The sequence below is a fragment of the Neobacillus cucumis genome, from assembly GCF_023715505.1.
The window spans coordinates 328,938-352,298 of record NZ_JAMBOH010000003.1 but is presented as its reverse complement, the minus strand read 5'-3'; the positions used below and the strand labels follow the sequence as shown (position 1 = coordinate 352,298).

At 38.4% G+C, this 23,361-nt stretch carries 24 protein-coding genes, 1 other RNA gene and 1 pseudogene; 19 read left to right on the top strand and 7 right to left on the bottom strand.

Going from position 1 to position 23,361, the window contains the following annotated elements; all coding sequences use genetic code 11:
* Positions 1-61: 61 nt before the first annotated feature.
* The gene (locus tag M3226_RS06870; RefSeq protein WP_251563968.1) at positions 62-1,150 is read left to right on the top strand and encodes a CotH kinase family protein; all 1,089 of its coding nucleotides are present in this window, start codon (positions 62-64) and stop codon (positions 1,148-1,150) included.
* 429 nt (positions 1,151-1,579) lie between these two features.
* On the opposite strand, the gene rpsD is transcribed toward M3226_RS06870, so the two are convergent.
* Complete coding sequence (gene rpsD, locus M3226_RS06865) at positions 1,580-2,182, bottom strand: 30S ribosomal protein S4 (protein ID WP_251563809.1); 603 nt, start codon at positions 2,180-2,182, stop codon at positions 1,580-1,582.
* Between the two features lie 357 nt (positions 2,183-2,539).
* On the opposite strand from rpsD, the gene M3226_RS06860 reads away from it, so the two are divergent.
* Complete coding sequence (locus M3226_RS06860) at positions 2,540-3,976, top strand: sensor domain-containing diguanylate cyclase (protein ID WP_251563807.1); 1,437 nt, start codon at positions 2,540-2,542, stop codon at positions 3,974-3,976.
* 79 nt (positions 3,977-4,055) lie between these two features.
* Here M3226_RS06860 and M3226_RS06855 read toward each other — a convergent pair whose 3' ends face one another.
* The gene (locus M3226_RS06855) at positions 4,056-4,538 is read right to left on the bottom strand and encodes a GAF domain-containing protein (protein ID WP_285857750.1); all 483 of its coding nucleotides are present in this window, start codon (positions 4,536-4,538) and stop codon (positions 4,056-4,058) included.
* 146 nt (positions 4,539-4,684) lie between these two features.
* On the opposite strand from M3226_RS06855, the gene refZ reads away from it, so the two are divergent.
* The 6 genes from refZ (at position 4,685) to rarD (ending at position 11,225) form a co-directional block, all read left to right on the top strand.
* Positions 4,685-5,317, top strand: a complete 633-nt coding sequence (refZ, locus tag M3226_RS06850) for a forespore capture DNA-binding protein RefZ (protein WP_251563806.1) — start codon at positions 4,685-4,687, stop codon at positions 5,315-5,317.
* A 162-nt stretch (positions 5,318-5,479) separates the two neighbouring features.
* Entirely contained in the window at positions 5,480-7,168 is a 1,689-nt protein-coding gene (gene ezrA, locus M3226_RS06845; protein ID WP_251563804.1) for a septation ring formation regulator EzrA, read from the top strand.
* A gap of 307 nt (positions 7,169-7,475) precedes the next feature.
* Positions 7,476-8,618 carry a cysteine desulfurase family protein gene (locus tag M3226_RS06840; RefSeq protein WP_251563802.1) on the top strand — a complete coding sequence of 381 codons (1,143 nt, stop codon included), beginning with the start codon at positions 7,476-7,478 and terminating at the stop codon, positions 8,616-8,618.
* The gene (gene thiI, locus M3226_RS06835; RefSeq protein ID WP_251563800.1) at positions 8,619-9,824 is read left to right on the top strand and encodes a tRNA uracil 4-sulfurtransferase ThiI; all 1,206 of its coding nucleotides are present in this window, start codon (positions 8,619-8,621) and stop codon (positions 9,822-9,824) included.
* 99 nt (positions 9,825-9,923) lie between these two features.
* Entirely contained in the window at positions 9,924-10,124 is a 201-nt protein-coding gene (locus tag M3226_RS06830) for an alpha/beta-type small acid-soluble spore protein (RefSeq protein WP_251563798.1), read from the top strand.
* A gap of 168 nt (positions 10,125-10,292) precedes the next feature.
* Complete coding sequence (gene rarD / locus M3226_RS06825; RefSeq protein ID WP_251563796.1) at positions 10,293-11,225, top strand: EamA family transporter RarD; 933 nt, start codon at positions 10,293-10,295, stop codon at positions 11,223-11,225.
* Positions 11,226-11,266: 41 nt separating this feature from the next.
* On the opposite strand, the gene M3226_RS06820 is transcribed toward rarD, so the two are convergent.
* Positions 11,267-12,070 carry an NAD kinase gene (locus tag M3226_RS06820; RefSeq protein ID WP_251563794.1) on the bottom strand — a complete coding sequence of 268 codons (804 nt, stop codon included), beginning with the start codon at positions 12,068-12,070 and terminating at the stop codon, positions 11,267-11,269.
* Between the two features lie 218 nt (positions 12,071-12,288).
* On the opposite strand from M3226_RS06820, the gene M3226_RS06815 reads away from it, so the two are divergent.
* From M3226_RS06815 to M3226_RS06785, 7 genes are all read left to right on the top strand, one after another.
* Positions 12,289-12,984, top strand: a complete 696-nt coding sequence (locus M3226_RS06815) for a DUF2953 domain-containing protein (RefSeq protein WP_251563792.1) — start codon at positions 12,289-12,291, stop codon at positions 12,982-12,984.
* Positions 12,985-12,999: 15 nt separating this feature from the next.
* A complete protein-coding gene (gene ytfJ, locus M3226_RS06810) occupies positions 13,000-13,470 on the top strand; it encodes a GerW family sporulation protein (RefSeq protein ID WP_251563789.1) in 471 nt (156 codons plus the stop codon).
* Between the two features lie 207 nt (positions 13,471-13,677).
* Positions 13,678-14,178 carry a thiol peroxidase gene (gene tpx / locus M3226_RS06805; RefSeq protein ID WP_251563787.1) on the top strand — a complete coding sequence of 167 codons (501 nt, stop codon included), beginning with the start codon at positions 13,678-13,680 and terminating at the stop codon, positions 14,176-14,178.
* A 100-nt stretch (positions 14,179-14,278) separates the two neighbouring features.
* Entirely contained in the window at positions 14,279-15,262 is a 984-nt protein-coding gene (locus tag M3226_RS06800; protein WP_251563785.1) for a class I SAM-dependent methyltransferase, read from the top strand.
* Between the two features lie 239 nt (positions 15,263-15,501).
* A complete protein-coding gene (locus M3226_RS06795; RefSeq protein WP_251563783.1) occupies positions 15,502-16,689 on the top strand; it encodes an acetate kinase in 1,188 nt (395 codons plus the stop codon).
* Between the two features lie 135 nt (positions 16,690-16,824).
* A complete protein-coding gene (locus M3226_RS06790) occupies positions 16,825-17,670 on the top strand; it encodes an EcsC family protein (protein ID WP_251563782.1) in 846 nt (281 codons plus the stop codon).
* Entirely contained in the window at positions 17,663-18,175 is a 513-nt protein-coding gene (locus M3226_RS06785; RefSeq protein ID WP_251563780.1) for a MogA/MoaB family molybdenum cofactor biosynthesis protein, read from the top strand. The genes M3226_RS06790 and M3226_RS06785 overlap by 8 nt, the downstream gene beginning before the upstream one ends.
* Positions 18,176-18,210: 35 nt before the next feature.
* Here the strand turns inward: M3226_RS06785 and M3226_RS06780 are convergent, their stop codons facing one another.
* Positions 18,211-18,525 carry a hypothetical protein gene (locus M3226_RS06780; RefSeq protein ID WP_251563778.1) on the bottom strand — a complete coding sequence of 105 codons (315 nt, stop codon included), beginning with the start codon at positions 18,523-18,525 and terminating at the stop codon, positions 18,211-18,213.
* 169 nt (positions 18,526-18,694) lie between these two features.
* Positions 18,695-19,145 (bottom strand): annotated as a pseudogene (locus M3226_RS06775) (universal stress protein).
* 102 nt (positions 19,146-19,247) lie between these two features.
* Here M3226_RS06775 and M3226_RS06770 point away from each other — a divergent pair.
* The 4 genes from M3226_RS06770 to ald all read left to right on the top strand — a co-directional run bounded on the left by M3226_RS06770 (position 19,248) and on the right by ald (position 21,576).
* Complete coding sequence (locus M3226_RS06770; protein WP_251563776.1) at positions 19,248-19,406, top strand: hypothetical protein; 159 nt, start codon at positions 19,248-19,250, stop codon at positions 19,404-19,406.
* A gap of 184 nt (positions 19,407-19,590) precedes the next feature.
* Complete coding sequence (locus M3226_RS06765) at positions 19,591-19,821, top strand: hypothetical protein (RefSeq protein WP_251563774.1); 231 nt, start codon at positions 19,591-19,593, stop codon at positions 19,819-19,821.
* A gap of 48 nt (positions 19,822-19,869) precedes the next feature.
* Positions 19,870-20,280, top strand: a complete 411-nt coding sequence (locus tag M3226_RS06760) for a hypothetical protein (RefSeq protein ID WP_251563772.1) — start codon at positions 19,870-19,872, stop codon at positions 20,278-20,280.
* A gap of 174 nt (positions 20,281-20,454) precedes the next feature.
* A complete protein-coding gene (ald, locus tag M3226_RS06755; protein ID WP_251563770.1) occupies positions 20,455-21,576 on the top strand; it encodes an alanine dehydrogenase in 1,122 nt (373 codons plus the stop codon).
* 439 nt (positions 21,577-22,015) lie between these two features.
* Here the strand turns inward: ald and ssrS are convergent.
* Positions 22,016-22,211, bottom strand: a non-coding RNA gene (gene ssrS, locus M3226_RS06750) — 6S RNA.
* 52 nt (positions 22,212-22,263) lie between these two features.
* Positions 22,264-23,361 carry a M24 family metallopeptidase gene (locus tag M3226_RS06745; protein ID WP_251563768.1) on the bottom strand — a complete coding sequence of 366 codons (1,098 nt, stop codon included), beginning with the start codon at positions 23,359-23,361 and terminating at the stop codon, positions 22,264-22,266.

Sequence of the window (23,361 nt, the reverse complement as noted above, 5' to 3'; positions counted from 1 at the left end):
GATTTAACGGCGAGCAATTATTTTGAAAAGTAAAAGGCTGAGGAAAGGAAGTATCGATTTGATGAACAATAAATCGAATTTACCAGTATACTCCTTGTTCATTCGTCGCTGGGATCTTAGAGAGCTGAATTACAAGTTAAGACCCTTCGATGATCCAGTTCCTGCTAAATTATTCATTGATGATATGAATTTTGTTATCTCCACAAAATTCCGGGGTAACTATACTAGAAAACTGCGTAAAAGATCCTACTTTATTAAGTTGAAAAGACTTCAAACCTTTAATGGCGCCCGAGAGTTTCATCTCAATGCTGAATATAAAGATCCATCTTCCATTCGCAATAAACTATCTCTTGATTTGTTTCAATCCTTTGGAGTTCTGTCTCCAGCCTCTCAGCACATTCAATTGTTTCTAAATGGTAGCTATGAGGGAGTCTATTTACAGCTGGAGTCGGTAGATGATTTATTTTTAGAAAATAGGCGTCTCCCATACGGACCAATTTACTATGCCGTAAAAACAGATGCCAACTTTTCACTAGATGGTCACAAAACGAAGGCTCCAAAAGAATCTTTGTTGGTGGGGTACCAGCGTAAAATCAGAACGGCTGAGGATGACAAATTTTTAATTGAACTCATCCAAAAAATTAACACGACTTCACTTGAAGAATTTGAGCAAGAGATTCCAAAATACCTTGCTGTGGACAAGTACCTTCGCTGGCTGGCTGTGGCGGTCTGCACCCAAAACCATGACGGTTTTCTAAAAAACTATGCGCTTTATCGCAATTCCGAAACGGGCTTATTTGAAATTATTCCTTGGGACTATGATGGGACATTTGGCCGGGAGTGGGATGGGGAGACCATTGAACCTGATTCACTCAGTATTAAGGGAAAAAATCATTTAACTAAAAGGCTTTTAGAAATTCCTGCATTCAGATGGCAGTACAGGGAACTGATGGAAGAGCTGCTTAATACCCTTTTCACCCCTGCTTACCTCGAACCAATCATTTCATCTCTCATGGAATCCATTCGCCCTCATCTTCTATTTAGTGACCCTAGTCAATTGGAAGCGTTTGATGGAGAAAAGGAAGTAATGATTACGTTTATAAAAGAAAGAAGTCAATACTTACGAGATAATTTAAACCTGTTAGATTAAAGGCCCCCAGCCAGATTGGTTGAGGCCTTTAAAATGCCTTCTGACTTTATGATTCAAAGGGTTTTTCCTTATACCTTAAAATACTTGTCTTAACGTTCCTTTTTTTGTAACCTTATTTAGGTTTGTTATTTTTTTACCATTAAAAACATAAAACGATTAAGTCGGCTTTATAAAACTACATACGTCTTTAATAATTTCAATCCCTTATGTATACCTTTTATTGATGCCAAACTTACTTAACAGGAGGGCCATCAAGGAGATATTAGTCAGGCGTGGGGATTCCCTTTGGTATTATAGCCAAGTTTTTAAGATAGGCTGAGGCTCATCATTGACCCCAAATTCTATAAAGTAGAGTTAAAAAAACCCTAGAAGCGTTGAAATAACGCAGTTTCTAGGGTTTTTGTGATTGCTATTCAATAAGCAAATCAATTAACGAGAGTAGAACTCAACGATAAGTGCTTCGTTAATTTCAGCTGGAAGTTCTGAACGCTCTGGTAAACGAGTGAAAGTTCCTTCTAACTTGTCAGCATCGAAAGTTAAGTAATCAGGTACAAAGTTATTAATTTCGATTGCTTCTTTGACAACATCAAGGTTACGTGATTTTTCACGAACGCTGATAGTTTGTCCTGGTGCTACACGGTATGACGGGATATCAACGCGAGAACCATTAACTTGGATATGACCGTGGTTTACTAATTGGCGAGCAGCACGACGAGTGCGAGCAAGACCTAAACGGTAAACAACGTTATCAAGACGTGATTCAAGTAGAACCATGAAGTTTTCACCATGGATACCAGATAATTTGCCAGCTCTTTCGAAAAGAGTACGGAATTGGCGCTCATTTACACCATACATATGACGAAGCTTTTGCTTCTCTTGTAATTGTAATCCGTATTCAGAAAGCTTTTTGCGTTGGTTTGGACCATGTTGTCCAGGAGCGTAAGGACGCTTTTCTAATTCTTTACCTGTGCCGCTTAGAGAGATTCCAAGACGACGGGATAGTTTCCAGCTTGGGCCGGTATAACGAGCCATGAATGACTCCTCCTTAGTGTTTTTATTTGGGTAAAATAAAAACCGTTATGAGACTCTTTACAAGACATTTTGTTTTCATGCACCTTCGCCCTAGCAGCTAAGGGTTACAAGATGCACCATCAAATATTGTTTGAGGAACAAAATGAGACCAATAAAGTAAACTCAATAGGCTGCATATATTTTACACAAAGAATATTATATGATTTTTATACCTGGTAAGTCAAGTATATTTTTAATATGACTGAATTCACTAGGAAAAGTTCTTAAAAATTTAATAATTGCTCTAAAAAAATATTCCAATATCATTCTTAAATTAACTATAATTAGGGTGCTATGTATTTATTTGGGAGTTCATAAATGATTAGTTCGTTTTCTCTAAAAGGGGATTTACTATTGGAAGTAGAAAAGTATAAAGAGTTATTTCAATTATCTGAAAAACTGCACTCAACCTTGAATGTGGACACAGTATTAGGAGAATTATTCGTCACGCTAAAAGAAGTATATCCTAATTATTCCTACCACTTACTTTTATCACAAGATACCTATCATCATAGTGACCTGCCAATTATTGACTTAGAATATGATAGTGAAAATATGACGGTCATTAATGCCTATGAGTCTGGTGAAATCCAATTTGAGAGCTCAGATGTGACCAAGCATGCCGCCCTCTATGCCCCATTAAAAGGTAAGTCGGGGATTTATGGTGTTATGCAAGTGATTGCACCGGAAGTGACGGAATTTCCAGCTGGTGAAGTCGAGTTTATCAGGTTATTATCCACAAGTGCTGGAAGTGCCTTGGAAAATGCTAAACTACATCAGCGATCGCAACGAGCTATTTCTGATCTGCAATTGATCAATAAGACTTCACATCAATTAAATTCAAATCAGCCTTTAGTAGATACCATGATCTATATGTCAGAACAAATTAAGAGTTCTTTTGAGGCAGAAGAGGTTGGCTTTTTCCTGTTTACCAAAGACCAACTAGATGTGAAAGTTCTGTCTGGTTCGACACCTTTCTTTTTCACACAGCAGTCTCAAATCTACATTGACTACATAAAGGGGAAATTTCAACAGAATAACGAACCATTATTTATTGGAGATTTGAATCTTCCCCTAAATTTCCATTTAACGTTTCATTCTGTAATGGCTGTTCCCGTTGTAGTTAATAAGAAGATGAAAGGCTTCTCCATTATTATGCATCAAGATCCCTACTTCTTCCCGTTTGAGGCGTTTAAGCTACTTCAATCATTGGTTCACCATTCTTCTTTAGCTTTAACCAATGCGCTTTTAAGAGATGAACTTGAAAAACTGGTGATCACGGACCATCTTACAAAGCTTCATTCCAGAAAGTTCTTGGATGACAAAATACAGCAATCCATGAATAAAGATGACGAAGGAACCTTCATTCTGATGGATATTGATAATTTTAAAGAAATAAATGATACCTACGGCCATCAAATTGGAGATATGATACTCATCCAAGTGGCGAATCTAATTAAAGGAAGTATTCGAGAAAGTGATATTGGTGCCCGCTGGGGCGGGGAAGAGCTAGCTATATATCTCCCAAGGGTTCCGTTAGAAACAGGCGTTGCCATTGCCCAAAGGATTCTAAATAAGGTATCAGAATGCACGGAACCGCATATTACCGTATCCTGTGGTGTTTCTTTCTGGAAAAAAGACCGGCAAGATACCTATCAATATTTGTTTAAAAGAGCAGATGAAGCCTTATATCGGGCAAAAGGAACTGGCAAGAACAAAGTTGTTATCGAAGGTAATCCCTGCATGGTAAGTTAGCCGTTTATTCGATAAAAAGAGCACAGAATGATATCTGTGCTCTCCTTAATTCAAACTAACGTTAAAGTTTGGGTTTTACTTAAATATACTCCATTAAGACAGCTGCCAACTCTTCAAGCTTTTGCTGATCAAGCTCATCAAAGCGATTCACTTCCGGAGAATCGATGTCCAATACACCAAATAATTCTCCATCTTTTAAGAGTGGTATTACAATTTCGGATCGTGAAGCGGCATCGCAGGCGATATGGCCTGGGAATTGGTGAACGTCTTCTACTCGGACCGTTTCCTTTTTCAAAGCGGAAGTTCCGCAAACTCCCTTGCCGACTTTAATCCTCACACAAGCAGGCAGACCTTGGAAAGGACCAAGGACAAGTTCTCCATTTGTATCCATTAAATAAAAACCAACCCAGTTAATGCGGTCGAGAAATTGGTTTAATAGCGCAGAGGTATTGCTGAGATTAGCGATTTGATTATTCTCATCATGAAGCAAGGCCTGCAATTGTTTTTTGACAAGCTCATAATTTTCTTCACGATTTCCTGTATACATTTCGACGTTAAACAAGTAATTTCACCTTTTTCTCTTATGAATTAATTATTATTTTATCAAAAATAAAAGAAATTGAGCAGACTTTGTCGATAATTTCATAAAGGATTCAGTCATGATTATACAGAAATCCTTATGTAAGGGATACCTAAGGAGGAGAATACATGAAGAAAAATGCAAAGGAAGCAATTGTTAATGCGGCCATATCGTTGTTCAATTCAAATGGGTATTCAGGAACGTCTGTAAGAGATATTGCAAACTTAGCAAAAGTAAACACGGCCACCATTGCCTACTATTTTAATAATAAACCAGGACTCTTAGAGTACTGCTTTCTGCATTTTTTTGAACAATATCTCAATAAGATAGAAGAAGCGTATCTATCCATCGATCGAGGTGCAAAAGAATGTTTAAAGAGTATCGTCGCAGATTTACTTCATTATCAATGTAAAAATAGTCAACTTGCCAGTTTTGTCTATCGAGAAATGTCTATGGATTCACAAGTGGTAAGAGAGATTATGTCCACCTATTCCTTAAAAGAAAAATATTATTTACAGAAGATATTTGAAAGAGGTTTTGAATGGCAGGAATTTCGTCCGCATTCGATACCATATTTAATTATCCAATTAAAGAGTTTGTTAATGATGCCATTTATGAATACACAATATATGAGGGAAGTTTTATACATTTTCCCTAATGAACCATTTTTTGAGCAAAAGTATTTAAAAGATCTACACGCTTGGATCGATAAAACCCTAAGTTTTGAAGGGCCCGTTGTGAAAGGGGTAGTTATAAAATAGCGGTTATCGCTATTTTTTTTATTCAATTTTACAAAAAAATTGAAATTAATAGTCAAAAAATGTCGTTTACATGGTATCATTATAGCATTGAACAGGAACATTACTAAATTTATTACTATAGATGAATTCGAATCAATGTTGTTTGAAATAGGAGGCTTACTTGTGAAGTATTTCATTGGATTTTTCATCCTCATACTAGCCTTGTTTGTATGGGGATATTTAATAAAGAAAAAGTACTTTAAAGAAATGGATCGACTTGAAGCATGGAAAATAGATTTATTTAATCGACCAATACTGGATGAAATGTCTAAAGTAAAGCGGTTAAATATGACAGGCCAAACAGAGGAGCTGTTTGAACGCTGGCGGAACCAGTGGGATGATGTTGTTACCGTAAGGCTCCCTGAATTAGAAGAAATGCTTTTTGATGCGGAAGAATATATTGACCGGTACCGCTTTAGAAAGGCGAAAGAGGTACAACGAGCAATTGATGCCAAATTGCAGGAAACTGAAACTGAAATAAAGAATATATTGGATGAATTACACGAGCTGGTTGGCAGTGAGGAAAAAAACCGAGTTGAAATAGAGGAATTAAAAGAGAAATACCGTGAAGCAAAAAAAATGCTTCTTGCTCACCGACATAGCTTTGGCAATGCAGAAAAACACTTAGAATTGCGCTTAAACGAAGTTGCGCAACATTTCCAAGTATTTGATGAGAAAACCAGTCTAGGAAATTATTTAGAAGCTCGCGAAGTCGTTTTACTTATACATAGTCAGCTTGGAACGATCAAACACCATATGAATATAATTCCGCAGATGTTAATTGAGTGCCAATCATTACTCCCAAATCTGTTATCTGATTGTTTAGAGGGACACCGAGAAATGATTGGCCAAGATTACTATTTAGATCACATTAATGTTGAGCAAGAAATTAAACGTTTAGAAGAAAAGCTGGCTGGAATTTTAATGTTGATTGAAACAGCTGAAATCGATCAAGCAGAGGAAGGCGTCAAAGAAATAAAAGATCGAATTGATGTCCTCTTTGATCTTTTGGAACAAGAAGTTCACGCTAAACATTTTGTGATTAAGAACGAAAAAGCAGCTTATGAGCTTTTAGCTTCTGCCCAAAAAGAGAATAAGGAGCTATCAAATGAGGTGTTTGCAGTTCAACAAACCTATCAATTGTCTGATAGTGATTTTGAAACTCAGAGGCAGCTTGAAAAAGAGTTATCCACTGTCTATAAGCACTATGAAATATTAGTTGAAAAATTGAAGATGAATGACACAGCACAAACGGCACTTAGCAATGAACTGAATTTAATTAAAGATCAGCTGGATGTCATTCGCGAAGGACAGAAGGCCTTTGCCTTAAAACTTCAAGCTTTACGAAAAGATGAAATCGAAGCGCGGGAAAAAGTGAAAGAATTAACAAAAAAAGTAGCCGAAACCATTCGGATTGTGAAGAAAAACAATGTTCCTGGTTTGCCGGCAGATTACCAATTTCTATTCGAAGATACAAACGAAAGCATCCAAAACGTACGTTACCAGCTTGAAGAAAAGCCACTTAATGTCTCGGCTCTTAATCAATACCTAGAAGTTGCTGTGTTAACAGTTAATAAGCTTGTGACAACTACTTATGAGTTAATTGAAAATGTTACACTAGCCGAAAAAGCAATTCAGTATGGAAATCGCTATCGCAGCCAGTACCCATCAATTGCTAAAGGCTTAGCAGATGCGGAAGATGCTTTTAGGCATTATGATTACCAGGAAGCATTAGAACAGGTCGCAGCTTCACTTGAAGGAATTGATCCACAGGCATTAAAGAAAATAAAAGCAGCAACTGTAACGGAATAGGTTTGAGAAGAAACCGATTCAGCCATAAGGCTTGAATCGGTTTTTTCGCTCGTTTAGGAAATTTTAAAATTTTCGCTTGTGGATAACAGTTAAAAAAGGGACTTTCGACGTCCAGCTCCAGCGCCTAGCCACTCGATGGTCTACAGCCACTCAAGGAATGAAGGCAAAGAACGCCTTCTTTCCCTGAGCGTCTTATGCTTGTCGGGGCTGATCAAGGCGCTTGCGCTTTTGTTCTTCTTTTTCAAATGAACCTAAATATGATAAGATTTATTTTTGTTAAGTGTCTGGGCGGGGAGGAGATCACAACTTGATTTATTTTGATAATAGTGCAACAACTAAACCATATAAAGAAGTTTTAGAGTCCTTTATGACGGTTTCAAGTGAATATTTTGGCAATCCTTCCTCATTGCATAGTATAGGAGGACAGGCAGAAAGACTGCTGACACAGGCTAGGGACCAGGTGGCAAACCTGCTAAAGGTAAGGCCGGCTGAAATATATTTTACCTCAGGAGGTACAGAGAGTAATAATATGGCCATTAAAGGGGCTGCTCAATTAAACAAAAATAAAGGGCGGCATATCATTACCTCAAGTGTCGAACATGCATCTGTTTTGGCAGTAATGGACCAGCTTTCCGGGGAAGGGTTTGACATTACGTACTTGCCAGTAGACCAAAATGGAAGAGTCTCAGTTGATGATATAGATAAAGCAATTCGGAAAGATACCATATTAATATCCATCATGCAGGTTAATAATGAAGTTGGGACCATACAGCCGATTGCTGAAATTGGGGAACTGTTGAAAAAACATCCCAACATTTTATTTCACGTCGATTCTGTTCAGGCAATTGGAAAAGTTTCGTTGTCCTTGTACAAGAACAGGGTTGATTTTTGTTCGTTATCAGCTCATAAATTCCACGGTTTAAAAGGGACGGGTGTATTGTTTGTCCGAGAAGGAGCAAGACTTGCACCCTTATTGTCAGGCGGCAATCAAGAGCGCAGGCTGCGCAGTGGTACGGAAAATGTGGCGGGATTCGTTGCGCTCGCAAAGGCCTTAAGAATCACAATGGGTAAAAGTGAGCTTGGAATCACGAACATGAAAAAAATCCAGTCCATGCTGCGGAAAGAATTAAATGAAATAGAAGGTGTAAATATCCATACACCGCTCGAAGGGGCGGCACCCAATATATTAAATTTTTCACTAGAAGGAATAAAATCGGAAGTATTTATTCATGCATTGGAACAGGAAGGTGTGTTCGTTTCCACGACAAGTGCCTGTTCGTCAAAGAAAAAATCACCAAGCAAAACACTGCTTGCAATGGGGATTGCGGAAAAATTAGCGGATAGCTCGATTCGAATAAGCCTCACTTTTGATAATACAGAACAAGAGGCGAGAGCAGCCATTACTGCGATTAAAAAGTGTGCAAACCAATTACGAAAGGTTATGAAATAAATGAATTATGACCGTATTTTAATACGTTATGGTGAAATATCCACAAAGGGACGAAATCGCCATAAGTTTGTTGAGAAGCTTAGAAATAGCGTGAAAATTGCCCTGGTACCTTTTCCAAATATTAAAATAGAGGCGAGCCGGGACCGGATGTATGTTTTATTAAATGGGGAGAATGGAATAGAAATTATCGAAAAACTAAAGCATATCTTTGGGATTCAATCCTTTAGTCCGGTGATTAAGGTGGAAAGAAATGTTGAGGCTCTAAAAAACTCAGCATTGGATTTCGTAAGGTCACATTATAAGGAAGGGCAGACCTTTAAAGTTACACCAAAGCGTTCAGATAAAACATTCGAGTTAAATACAGATGGAATCAACCGAACGATTGGCGGCTTTTTACTTCAGAATATCTCTGGACTTCGTGTAGATGTAAAGAATCCGGATATCAATTTACGAATAGAAGTCAGAGAAGACGCAATATATTTATCGTGTGAAACGATTCCAGGTGCTGGCGGAATGCCGATTGGCTCGAATGGAAGAGCAATGCTCATGTTGTCTGGAGGAATTGATAGCCCTGTTGCCGGTTACCTGGCAATGAAACGAGGATTAGAAATTGAAGCGATCCATTTTCATAGCCCTCCATTTACAAGTGAACGTTCGAAAGAAAAGGTAGTAGATCTTACTAAGAAGCTTGCAAAAATTTATGGAAGCAGTATCAAGCTTCATATAGTCCCTTTTACCAGTGTCCAACAGGCTGTTCGCGAACAAATTCCTGAAAATTATTCAATGACTTCGACTAGAAGAATGATGCTTCGAATTGCCGATGAAATTCGGATTAAACAGGAGGGGCTAGCGGTTATTACGGGTGAGAGCCTTGGTCAGGTAGCGAGCCAAACCTTAGAAAGTATGTTTACGATTAATGAGGTGACGAACACCCCCATTCTCCGTCCATTGATTATGATGGACAAAACGGATATAATCAAAATCGCGCAAGAAATAGATACTCTCGAAATATCGAATAGACCTTTTGAGGACTGCTGCACAATCTTTGTTCCTGCCTCTCCTAAAACAAAACCACGTCGGGAGAAAGTTCAGCATTATGAAAGTTATTTTGACTTTACCCCTCTAATTAATGATGCAGTCCAACAGGTTGAAACTCTTGTCATTCAACCTGAAGAGCAAAACTCAGAATTTAATTCATTATTTTAATAAACAAAATATGAAATTTTTGTGAACAATTACCAATTGGATTATAGAATGAACTTTACAGTTTCTACACATTCTATACTCACAAGGAGGTGATATCACATGGCAAACAACAATAACAACTTATTAGTTCCTGGTGTTGAACAAGCTCTTGATCAAATGAAATATGAGATTGCTCAAGAATTTGGTGTAAACCTTGGTGCTGACACTACTTCACGTGCTAACGGTTCTGTTGGTGGTGAAATCACTAAGCGTCTAGTTTCTATGGCTGAACAACAATTAGGCGGCGGATTTTCTCGTTAATCAAATTGAATAAAATGGCTACAGAGAGTGTGGAGGTTTACCTCCCACTCTCTTTCATTTGACTTAAACTGGAATAAGTGCGCAATCAAAAAGGTCTTCTAATTTATTATTTAAGATGTATAATAAAGATATTTCGAAAATAGAAACATTAAGGGGATCGGAAGACAGATGAAAAATACAGATGCAAAGATGGGAGCGGTCCATGCCGGCTTTTCTTATTTTCTTTGGGGATTACTGCCGATTTATTGGAAACTTATAGAACAAGTAAATGCGAAGGAAATCCTTGCAAACCGGATTTTTTGGTCGTTTATATTTATGGTGCTTGTTCTAGTCATAACAAATAAATGGAGTTTATTTATTTATACCTTGAAAGGTTTTACGGAGAATAAAAAACAGATGTATGCCCTAACCATTGCCTCGTTATTAATTAGCGTTAATTGGTTCGTCTATATTTGGGCAGTTAATAGCGGCCATATGATTGAGGCCAGTCTGGGCTACTATATTAATCCGCTTATTAGTATCTTACTTGGCATGATTGTCCTTAAAGAAAAATTAACGGTTGTGCAACTTGTATCATTTATTTTGGCTGCAATTGGAGTAGTTATTATAACTATTTCACATGGTGTATTTCCATGGATTGCAATAACTCTTGCTTTATCCTTTGGTTTGTATGGGCTTGCTAAAAAGATGATTAATGTGGAATCGTCGGTGGGTTTAACGTTAGAGACTATGGTGCTTGCACCAATTGCTGCTATTTATATGATTTACTTATTCCTAAATCAATCTAATTTCTTATTTACCGCCGGTTGGGAAACGGATTTATTATTGATAGGTGCAGGTGCAGCTACTGCGATTCCGCTGCTTTATTTTGCAAAAGGAGCTCAAAAGATACCACTTTCTTTACTGGGCTTCCTGCAATATATTTCACCAACGTTAACACTGATTTTAGGTGTATTTGTCTATGATGAGCATTTTTCTAAAATACAATTGTTATCCTTTATGTTTATTTGGGCTGCTGTAGCCATCTATTCACTTTCAAAAACAAAATGGTTTACCCATAGAAAAGTTAAGCTTTCAAACGAAAACAGAGCTGCACTTTAACTGAAAAAGCCCTTATCCGGCAGTTGCGGATAAGGGCCTTTTTATAAAAAGGTTCGTTTAACTTTATTCCAGAAAGAGTTATCTTTTAATTTTAAGGTTTTTATTTTGTTATCATTAATTTTAATTTGAATGGTTTCCACGTGACGGATACTTAAAGCCTCATTATCCATCCCCATTGTAGGGTGGTCATTCCCTTCGGAAATGACTCTTAAGGTTAGTGTACGTTCACTTCCAACGATAAAGGAAGCACCAAGTGTTCGATACTGATTAGTATTCACAGATGCCACCTCACTAACTTGCATGCAGGAGAGCAGCGGGTCCACAATAGAGCCGCTAACTGATTTATTATAAGCCGTACTACCAGTTGGGGTAGCCACAATTAATCCATCACCGCGAAATGTTTCTAGATGAAGCCCATCAATGAATACATCGATCACAAGTGTTTTAATAATGGCTGATCTGATACTGAATTCATTTAAACAACGAAATGTACTTTGCCCATCGACAGTTACCTCAATGGTCGGATAACGACGAACCTTTAATTGTGTGCTTGTGGTAATCGCTTCTATCATTTTTGATGTATCATTAATGCGAAAATCACAATACATACTCAGACTATCCATGACTGAAATGCCCATATAAAGGCAATCCTCCCGAAAGCCTGTTTTTCTAATCGCTTGCAAAAATGTGCCATCATCCCCAACACTGGCAATAATATTAGCCTTTCGATAATCATCTACAATAGTAAAATCGTAGCGTTTCGCAAGTTCTAACAGGGGTGCCATTTTTAAAAGTAAATCATCATCCCGTTTGTGATAGAAATAAATATTCCGTCTGATATCCATGTTCTGTCCCCCTAAGATCTTAAAAAGAGATGCAATAACTTTGTTGAAATTAAAATGTCTGATGTTAGTTTAGCATTTTTTAGAAACAATATAAAAGTAGGTTAAACTGTTACTTATGTTGAACATGCAAGTTAATCCCCTAAACCAATCTACATCTTGATGGTAGGTTTATTTTTTTCATAAATGCAAATAATAATTGGCTGAAAGGATGTGAGAAAATGTTTTGGCTGCTCCTCACTCTGCTTATCATTTTGGTCTTATTCCTATTCATTATTTTTACAAAGTTGACAATCTATATTTATTATTCTCATTTTAACGATAACGACGATTTAAAAATAGAGTTACGTGTATGGTTTGGCTTAATCAGATACAGAATAAAGGTACCTGTAATTAAAGTTGATGATGACTCTCCAAGCATTGTTGTGAAAAGCAAATCACATTTTGGAGACACAGCTGATGAAGACACCGAAACGGATGTTAATCAATTAAACCAGGATGATTTTTTAAGTAAACTTCAGTCCGTAAAATATATGTTGCATAAGGTTTTTGGGATGAATGTAATAGTTAAAAAGTTTTTACAAAAGGTTACAATTAAAAACTTTGAGTGGCAAACCTTAATGGGTGTTGGTGATGCAGCCTATACGGGGATGATGACTGGAGCCTTATGGGCTATTAAAGGAGGGATTATCGGACTCCTCAGCCATTATATGAGGTTAAAAGAAATGCCTCAATTAACGGTTACTCCGCATTTTCAGGCGGCTGTTATCCATACAAGGTTAACATGTATGTTTCAGTTTCGAATCGGGCATGCTATTCTCGCAGGATTAAAACTGATTAAATTCTGGAAGGGCGGGAAACCGCGCCTAAAAGGCAAATCAGATTTTCAAGAAGAAAAAACTAAATCCGTTTCATAGAGGAGGATAAAACCTATGTCTGACCATCCAATACAAGGTTTGATGACAACCGCAATGGAAAGCTTAAAAGAAATGATTGATGTTAATACGATTATTGGTGATCCGGTAGAAACCCCAGACGGAAGTGTTATTTTAACAGTATCAAAGGTTGGATTTGGATTTGCTGCAGGAGGCAGTGAGTTTAATAAACAAGATAGTGGTGATAAAGAAGGACAAGGGCAGCCTAAACTTCCATTTGGCGGAGGAAGCGGCGGCGGTGTGTCTATTACTCCTATCGCTTTTCTAATTGTAAATTCTCAAGGTGTAAAAATGCTTCATTTAGACGAAAGCACTCATTTATATGAGAAAATTCTCGAGCTAGCTCCTCAGGCTGTTGATAAAATACAGCAAATGTTCTCGAAAAAAGATGGGGGTAAGCAGCAGCAATCCCAACAGCAGACACAACAATCTCAGCAACAGCAGCCAAAAGTAGATTTAGAATTATAAGCAAAAAAGTTAATCTTCCTAGATTTAGGAAGGTTAACTTTTTCTTTTGTAATCACTGTTTCACATTAGGCATTCAAATAAAAACCAAATTTCTCTAGTTCAAATAATTGCAAAAATAGTTTTGAAAAGATATATTAACACTGTACATAATTAAAGTTCATTCGTCTTGAACGAAGGCTTTAATACAACAAAGGAGGATGAATTAGAATGGCAAATGTTACATTTAAAGGGAATCAAATTACTCTTCTTGGCAATGAGGTAAAAGTGGGCGATAAGGCTCCAAATTTCACTGTCCTTGCTAATGACTTATCAGAGGTAACTCTAAATGATACTAAGGGACAAGTTCGTTTAATCACATCAGTACCTTCCCTAGATACAGGTGTTTGTGATGCAGAAACACGTCGTTTTAATGAAGAAGCAAATAGCTTAGGTAATGTTAAAATCTTAACAGTAAGCGTAGACTTACCATTTGCTCAAAAGCGCTGGTGTGCCGCTGCTGGAATTGAAAATGTTCAAACTTTATCAGACCATCGTGATCTTTCTTTTGGTGAAGCATATGGAGTCGCGATTCAAGAGTTAAGACTTTTAACTCGTGCTGTTTTCGTAGTAGATTCAAGTGATACAGTTGTCTATGTGGAATATGTCAGTGAAGCAACTAACCATCCAAATTATGAAGCAGCACTTGAAGCAGCAAGAAACGCAAAATAATATAACTAAGGGCCTCGTGAAATTACGAGGTCTTTTTACTTGTTTAAAAAATACATACTCGTATAGAATGAATAAGGAAATTTAGTAATGGAGGGAAACAATGAACATTTCTCCAGTAGAAGAGTTATTTACATTATTTAATGAAACAGCCCTTATTTTACAAGAGGAATTAGCCTGCAGTTATCTTGAGGCGCTTGCCGAAACCGGTGAGAACTTATTTCAAGGTGCTATCCTGCAGGAAGAGTTAAGTGAATTAACTGTAAAGAGGCTTAAGAAACAATATAGCGAGCTTAGTTTGGACAACTATTCAAATGAAGACATCCGCAAAGCCTTTCAGTTAGTGATTTTAAAAGGAATGAAGGAAAACGTGCAGCCGAATCATCAAATGACTCCCGATTCTGTAGGGATGCTCGTTGGTTACTTAGTTGAGAAATTTATGCAGAAACCATCCTTTCGTCTCCTCGACCCGGCTGTAGGAACAGGAAATCTTTTAACAACGGTCATCAATCATTCTCGTAAACAAATCAGCTCCATTGGTGTAGAGATTGATGATATCCTGATAAAGCTTGCTTATGTGAATGCAAACCTGCAGGGACATCCTATTCAGTTTTTTAATCAAGACAGCTTAGAATCTTTATTTATTGACCCCGTTGATGCAGTAATTGCTGATTTACCTATTGGATACTATCCGAATGATGTAAGAGCGGCCGACTACCAATTGAAATCGGATACGGGCCATTCTTATTCCCATCACCTGTTTATCGAACAAAGTGTCCGGCATACCAACCCAGGAGGATATCTGTTTTTCTTAGTTCCTAATGGTCTTTTTGAAAGTGAACAGGCGCCGCTGCTGCATGAATATATAAAGGACCATTTATATATTCAAGGTCTGCTTCAACTACCAACAAGCATTTTTAAAAATAAGAGTTCAGCCAAAAGTATTTTGATTTTACAAAAGAAGGGGGACCACATCCAACCCCCTAAACAGGCATTGCTTGTGAATCTACCGAGTCTTTCAAACGCCTTTGAGATGGATAAGATCCTAACAAAAATGGAAAAGTGGTTTCAAGAAAATAAAGGATAAAATAGGGGAGATACCCTATTTTATCCTTTATTTTGTTTTTATTCGAATTAAGAAATTTGTGAATATATGAACATTTGTAATGTAATCGGTATCATATTAATTATTCCTTGAAATGTCCTATCTACAATGATTAAATGAAAAATTGAGGGAGATAAACAGGGTCGGTTTGCACAAAATAAAGGTGTATTAAAACATAAATAATTACAAGTCGATGTTGTTATATAAAAGGAGCGTTCTAAATGGCAAAAGTTATTGCAATCAATGCAGGAAGTTCTTCGTTGAAATTTCAGTTATTTGAAATGCCGAGCGAAGAAGTAATCACGAAAGGACTTATTGAAAGAATAGGCCTAAATGATTCGATTTTTAATATTACGGCTAATGGCGAAAAAATTCAGGAAATCATTGATATTCCAGATCATGAAGTAGCTGTTAAAATGCTGTTAGATAAATTAACTACACTGGGGATTATCAAGTCTCTCAACGAAATTGAAGGAATTGGCCATCGTGTTGTGCACGGAGGAGAAACTTTTAACGATTCAGCTGTAATTACTGATGAAGTTTTAGCTAAAATTGAAGAATTATCAGAATTAGCTCCATTGCATAATCCGGCAAATGCCACTGGTATTAAAGCATTCAAACAAGTTCTGCCTAATGTACCGGCAGTTGCAGTGTTCGATACAGCATTTCATCAAACAATGCCTGAGAGCTCTTTCCTATATAGCTTGCCGTACGAATACTATAAAAAATATGGCATCCGTAAATACGGTTTTCATGGCACAAGCCATAAATATGTATCCCAACGTGCAGCAGAATTATTAGGCCGCCCGATTGAACAGCTTCGTTTACTCTCCTGTCACCTAGGAAATGGAGCAAGTATTGCTGCGATTGAAGGCGGCAAGTCCATTGACACATCTATGGGATTTACACCGCTGGCAGGTGTAACCATGGGTACCCGTTCAGGGAACATTGACCCAGCGCTTATTCCTTATATCATGGAGAAAACGAATCAAACAGCTGAAGAAGTGCTTGAAGTGTTAAATAAAAAGAGTGGTATGTTAGCTGTTTCTGGTTTTTCAAGTGATCTTCGGGATATTATTGGTGAAGCTAACAAAGGAAATGAGCGTGCAGAGCTAGCATTGGATGTGTTTGCAAATCGTATTCATAAATATATCGGTTCTTATGCTGCTCGTATGTGTGGCGTAGATGCGATTATTTTCACTGCCGGTATTGGTGAAAATAGTGACCCGATTAGAGAACGTATTTTAAAAGGATTAGAATTTATGGGCGTTTATTGGGATCCTGCTTTAAATAAGGTAAGAGGCGAAGAAGCATTTATCAACTATCCTCATTCACCAGTTAAAGTAATAATTATACCTACAAATGAAGAGGTTATGATTGCCCGTGATGTGGTTCGTTTAGCTCAATAAGGTTAAAAATTAGTTTTTTATTGAACTAAGAAATTAGAAAAAGGCAAAAGCTGTTGTTAACGGCTTTTGCCTTTTTTCAGTCCTGTTTTGATGTGATATACTGGAAAAAGAAACAATGAGCAGGAGGGATTACCATTGCCATTGACAGACCGTGAAACAGTAGTGTTAAATGAAATACGCTCATGGGAAAATAACTTATTAAATTACGAAGCAAATGATTTTCAATTACTATATGAAAAGTATTTGGAACGTTCTTTTTCCTTATTGCCAGAAAAAGTTCAAAGGCAGTTTTTCTACTTGATTGACGGTTGGTTATTTCATTTACACAGTATTATACAAGGGTCACAGTTTCAAATGGATGCAAAGGAAAGAATCCTTACATCAGGCAGAATCTTCAAAAAAGATATTGAGAAAATCGCGGACTTACGACAGTTGGATATTGACCAATTGCAATACATAGCGGAGCAGCAAATTGCCAAGCATCGCCTCTATTCCTTTGCCCAAGGCGGACTCTCTGGGACGGGAGGTACACTTCTGTTAGGGGCAGATATTCCTGCAATGGCAGTAATAAATTTACGGGTGGTTCAATTGATTGCTATGACCTATGGATTTGAGGTGAATACTCCATTTGAAATGATGACTTCTTTAAAAGTATTCCATACCGCCACATTGCCGCCAAGAATCCAAAAAGAAGGCTGGGCTTCCTTAATGGCAGAACTAGAGGCACATGAAGAGTTATATTTCTATGAGGGAAATGAGAAAATTACTGATATTACCTGGTTAGAGCGGCCGGTTCAGCAGCTATTTAAAGCAATGGTGATTATGCTGTTCCGAAAACGGGCAATTCAAGGTATACCACTTGTCAGTATGGCCATTGGGGCTGGGACGAATTATCAATTAACCCGGAAAGTAACCGATTTTGCCCATAAGTACTATCAATTGCGATATCTAAAGGAAAAAGAGGAGTCATACGATGAGTAGCGAAGAACATAAAAAGGAAGCGCCGAAGGCAGTAAGATGTAAGATCATTACTGTCAGTGACACTAGAAATCAGGAAACAGACAAAAGCGGCAAGCTAATGATGGAGATGCTTGAAGGTGCAGGGCATAAAATTGTTGATTATTGTATTGTAAAAGATGAAACGGCTCCGATTCAGGCCGAAATTCTTAAAGGCTGTGACAGAGAGGATATTGATGTTATTTTGACTAATGGCGGGACCGGGATTGCCAAGCGGGATGTAACGATTGAAACCGTTGACGGTCTGCTAGAGAAAGAAATTGTCGGCTTTGGGGAATTATTTCGCATGCTGAGTTACCAAGAGGATATCGGTTCCGCAGCTATCCTATCCAGAGCCATAGCAGGTGTAGTTAAAGACAAAGCGGTATTTTCTACTCCGGGCTCTACTGGTGCGGTGAAATTGGCCATGAGTAAATTAATCCTGCCTGAGATTGGGCATGTGGTCAGAGAGATAAAAAAAGACCTATAAATAGAAAAACTCCCTGACAGAGGGAGTTTTATTGTTTATTGATGGACCTTTGTAGAAACGGTTTGATTTGCACGGTACCACAGCCATAAATCATTGATAATCGAAGCCAGTTCAGCTATTTCCGTATTCAACCTACAAGAACGAGGAAAGTCACTTTCATCTGAGAGTTTATCTTGTTTAAGGTTTATTTCCTGCTCAAGTTCCGCAATTCGATCTGGAATAGATCCGCGAATCTGTTCCCAATGGAGTAAAATATACTGCTGCGTTTCCTTGCTATATTCATCCCACTCAAGCCCTAGATCCGGCACATGGATCCCAAGCCGTTCATCAAAATAAAAATGATCCATCATGTGTCTGCCTCCTATATTTCAATTTGTATACAGTAGAAATGGTGTCAGGCACCATCTTAAGATAATTGTTCTTATTGTACTATAGATAGAGTGATCATTCACGATAATATATGAAATTTTAAACGAAAAGCACGGGGCAATTAGCTCCGTGCTTTAATAGTCTATATGGTTATTCTGCATGTTTTATTGTTCGAACGACAAGAACATCACAAGGAGCGTAGCGAGTGATATGTTCAGAAACACTTCCAATAATGAACCTTTCAACCATATTCATACCGGTAGCCCCACAGAGGATTAAATCAACATGATGTTTTTTGGCTATATCTCTAGGAATACATATTTTAGGGGAGCCGTATTCAATCTCATATTGAACGTTTGTTATTCCTGCTTCAACAGCTTGTTGTTGATTTTTCGAGCAGTTCCTTTGCCTGCTTTTCTGCTTGATCGCCAATAGCGGTATCATATGCTTCAATTAAGGCAAACGACCTTGTATCGATTACATGTACTAATATCATACGTGCACCATTTCGTTTGGCAATTTCTATCCCTTTTTGAAATGCCCAATCTGCTTCCTTTGACCCATCAATAGCGACTAAAATATTTCGATATTTAAGTCCCATGATTATCATCTCCTCACCTTGATTATACAATATTTAACAATGAATAATTGTTTCAATTTTTCGAACAATAAATGAAGTAACATATCCAAAGGGGGCATGAAAGTGATGGAAAGAGAATCAAAGAATAAGTATACGTTTGAATTTGATGAAAAAGGAACAATGGAGGTAAGCCAGCAGATATTGAACTCCTATAATACCGGCTTTATAGGGGAAGGAACGGCACTTGCAGACAGCAGTGATTTTTCAGCTGTAGAGGAATAAACTAGAATTTTAATTAGGGATAAGCTGTCTAATATTAGGCAGCTTTTTCTATTGGATTCTAGTCCTAGGAATAGTACTAGTCATATGTCCTTGAAAATTCAGAAGTAAAGGGCATTTACCCAAGAGTTTATAAATAAACATGCATATTCTTTAGTGTGTCAACTATAAAAAGAGGAGGAAAAATATGAATAATCAAATGTATATGGCTTCTGCCCCAAATTATATGCAGTTTGAACAAATCCCTCAACATGGAAATCAAGATTCACGTTTGTGGGGTGGCTTTGGCTGGGGCAGACCTTGGGGCTGGGGATTTGGTCGTCCATTCTTTGGACCGCCATTTGGCTTTGGCTTTGGAGTACCTTTCGGCTTTGGCTTTGGTGTTCCATTCTTCGGAGGCTTCCCATTCTTTGTTTAAAAAAAAAAAAAACAGGGTTAAAAAACTAGCTAAAGAGGAGAAAGAATAATGACAACTGAAATGTATGGAATAAATACGGGAGATGAAAGACTTCACCATGGGTTCGGTCATTTTGGCGGCTTCGGTCATTTTGGCCGCCCATTCGGGTTCGGGTTTGGCCGCCCATTCGGGTTCGGGTTTGGCCGCCCATTCGGGTTCGGGTTTGGCCGCCCATTCGGGTTCGGGTTTGGTCGCCCGTTCGGATTCGGTTTTGGCCGTCCATTCGGCTTTGGTTTTGGCAGACCATTCGGTTTCGGCTTTGGTAGACCTTGGGGCTGGGGATTTGGAGGTTTCGGGCTGCCGTTTTTAGGAGGCTTGGCAGCAGGTGCATTATTAACTGCCCCATTTGCCTATGGTTATGGTTATCCATATTACTACCCATATGCTTATCCTTATTATCCTTACCCTTACTTTTACTAAATCATTGTGCCTGAGCTTTGCCTTCTGGCAAGGCTCTTAACCACTTTAAGCCTTGAGGTCCTAATTCAAATAAAATAAATGCTATTTCATAATTTTGGTTACATTTTTTACATATAAGGATATAGTATAGTATCTATTTTTTCCAACGATTAAATAACTTTGGGGGTTAGCACAATGCGGATTGGAGTACCGAAAGAGATAAAAAATAATGAAAATCGTATTGCCATGACACCGTCAGGAGTTGTTAATCTCGTAAAATATGGACATGAAGTAATGATAGAAAAAGGTGCAGGACTCGGCTCCGGCTTTTTAGACGAAGATTACCGCTCTCATGGGGCACAAATCGTGGAAACAGCAAGTGAGGCTTGGTCTATGGACATGGTTATGAAGGTAAAAGAACCACTCCCAAGTGAATATCAATATTTCCGTGAAGGGTTAATATTATTTACATATTTACATCTTGCGCCTGAACCGGAGCTAACCAAAGCATTGATGGACCACAAAGTAATTGGTATTGCCTATGAAACGGTTCAACTTGCTAACCATAGTCTGCCATTACTTACACCCATGAGTGAGGTTGCTGGAAGGATGGCCCCGCAAATTGGTGCACAATTCCTAGAAAAGGTCTACGGGGGTAAGGGGATCCTGCTTTCAGGTGTTCCTGGGGTACAAAGAGGAAAAGTCACCATAATAGGCGGCGGGGTTGCCGGTACAAATGCGGCCAAAATGGCGATTGGACTAGGAGCAAAAGTCACCATTATTGATGTGAATCCAGATCGCCTCCGTCAATTAGATGATATTTTTGGTTCGGATGTTACGACCCTCATGTCTAATCCCTTAAATATTGCTGAAGCCGTGAAAGAATCAGATTTAGTCATTGGTGCTGTACTAATCCCTGGAGCAAAAGCTCCCAAACTCGTAACAGAGGAAATGATTCGATCCATGACAGAAGGAAGTGTTGTCGTCGATATAGCGATTGACCAAGGAGGAATTTTTGAGACAACCGACCGAATTACAACTCATGATCATCCAACATATGTGAAGCACGGAGTTGTCCATTATGCTGTTGCGAATATGCCTGGCGCTGTCCCTAGGACATCAACCATCGCCCTAACAAATGTAACAGTTCCTTATGCACTCCAGATTGCAAATAAAGGCTATAAAAAAGCATGCATAGAAAATGAGGCTTTGTTAAAAGGGGTTAATACCCTTGGAAGCTATGTAACTTACCCAGCAGTTGCAGAAGCACAAGGTTTGAGTGCTTTTGATACAAGGAAATTACTGGAACAAAATTAAAAGAAGAGGCCTCAGCCTCTTCATTTTACATAGGTATGAAAGTATAAAAGTTTTTACCTAGAGAATTGTCCAGCTCCAGCGCCTAGCCCCTCGAGGTCACAAGCTTATCCAGTTGTGGCTCCTTGGGACCAAGTCTAGCCATCCCCTGAAGAAGGCAAAAAGCGCCTTCTTGCAGAGGCTGTCTTATCCTAGAGTCCCAGGGCAGTCGTCTGGTCAATCCGTTCAAGAGGTTAAAGAGCAACCTTTCGGCCGGCTCGTCTTTTATTTTTAGCTTGGCTACAGAAAGCTAAAGCTTTTTGTACGCCTTAAGGGCGACTAGTCTTTCGCCTTGCTTTCGCTGGCCAAAGACTAATCGCCCTATATCGGGGCTGACCAAGGCGGTCGCATTTTTCTAAATAGGAAAACCAGCTTCACTAGAAAGCTGGTTTTTTAAAGCAATTATGTAGCCGCATTTGCCGTAGAGATATAAGAAAGTTTTAAACCACCACTCCTCAAAGTGGGTGTTCTCAGAAGCGTTCCTGCGTGTCCTCCAAGTCTTATAGACAGAGGCATGTCATTTCGGCTTCGATAGTTAAACTCCCTTTTACAGCTTAAAGGTTAAAACTTTATTATGATTACGTACAACGCAGCTTGTATTGTTATAATACATCAAATCTTGGTGGAATTCAATGTAAAAAAGTCCCAAATTTATTTAATAATTTGCAGTTCTTTTGGGAACTTAGTTAGTATTTTTGCTCCATCCGAAGTGATAAATACATCATCCTCAATTCGGACGCCAGCAACCTCTGGTACATAGATACCCGGTTCGATGGTGTAAACCATTCCCTCTTCAATTATTAAAGGGTTTGTCTCCGTTAATGATGGATATTCATGAACACTAATCCCAAGACCATGGCCTAAGCGATGTGGGAAAAATTCTCCGTATCCGGCATTTGAAATAATTCGCCGGGCAGTAAGGTCCACTTCTGCAGCGCTGACACCAGGCTTACTTGCGTTTATCGCAGCGAGTTGGGCTTTTAAGACCGTATCATAGATTTCCTTTTGCTTATCGTTAATATCTCCATAAGCAACGGTTCTCGTAATATCAGAGCAATAACGGTCAACCACAACCCCTAAATCGAACAAAACAAGGTCGCCTTTCTTAATTTTAGTTTCTCCTGGTGTACCGTGAGGAGAAGCTGCGTTAGCACCAGTAAGAACCATGGTTGAAAACGACATTTCAGTCACACCCTTTTGTTTAAGGGCGTACTCCAATGCATTAAGCACATCGAGTTCTGTTTTTCCTTCCTTTATTTCACTAACACCGAACTGAACAGCGTAATCAGCCAGTACACAAGCTTCTTCAATGATTTTTAATTCCTGTGCATCTTTAATCATGCGAAGCATACGTAATTTTTCTTCTGCAGATACGAACGAAGCATGTGGAAACAAGCTTAAAAGTCGTTCGTAACGTTCAACGTTCATATGTTCTTTTTCAATCGCAGCCTTCAAAACATGATGGATTCTTTTGTTAATCGAGTTTAGAATCATTTCCCACGGATTTTCAATGTCGCTGTAGCCGATGATATCATGCTCCCAGCCAGAACGTTTTGCATCGGGCACCTCCATTGAAGGGCAAACCAAGAATGGCTCCTCTTCCTGGAATACAGCAAGTGCCAGCAGTCTCTCATGCGGATCGGTATAATAGCCGCTTAAATAAAAGACATTTTCTGAAGATGTTAGAAAGCTGACTTCAATTTCATTTTCCTTCATCCAAGTTTGAAGCTTAACTAATCGTTGTTTCAT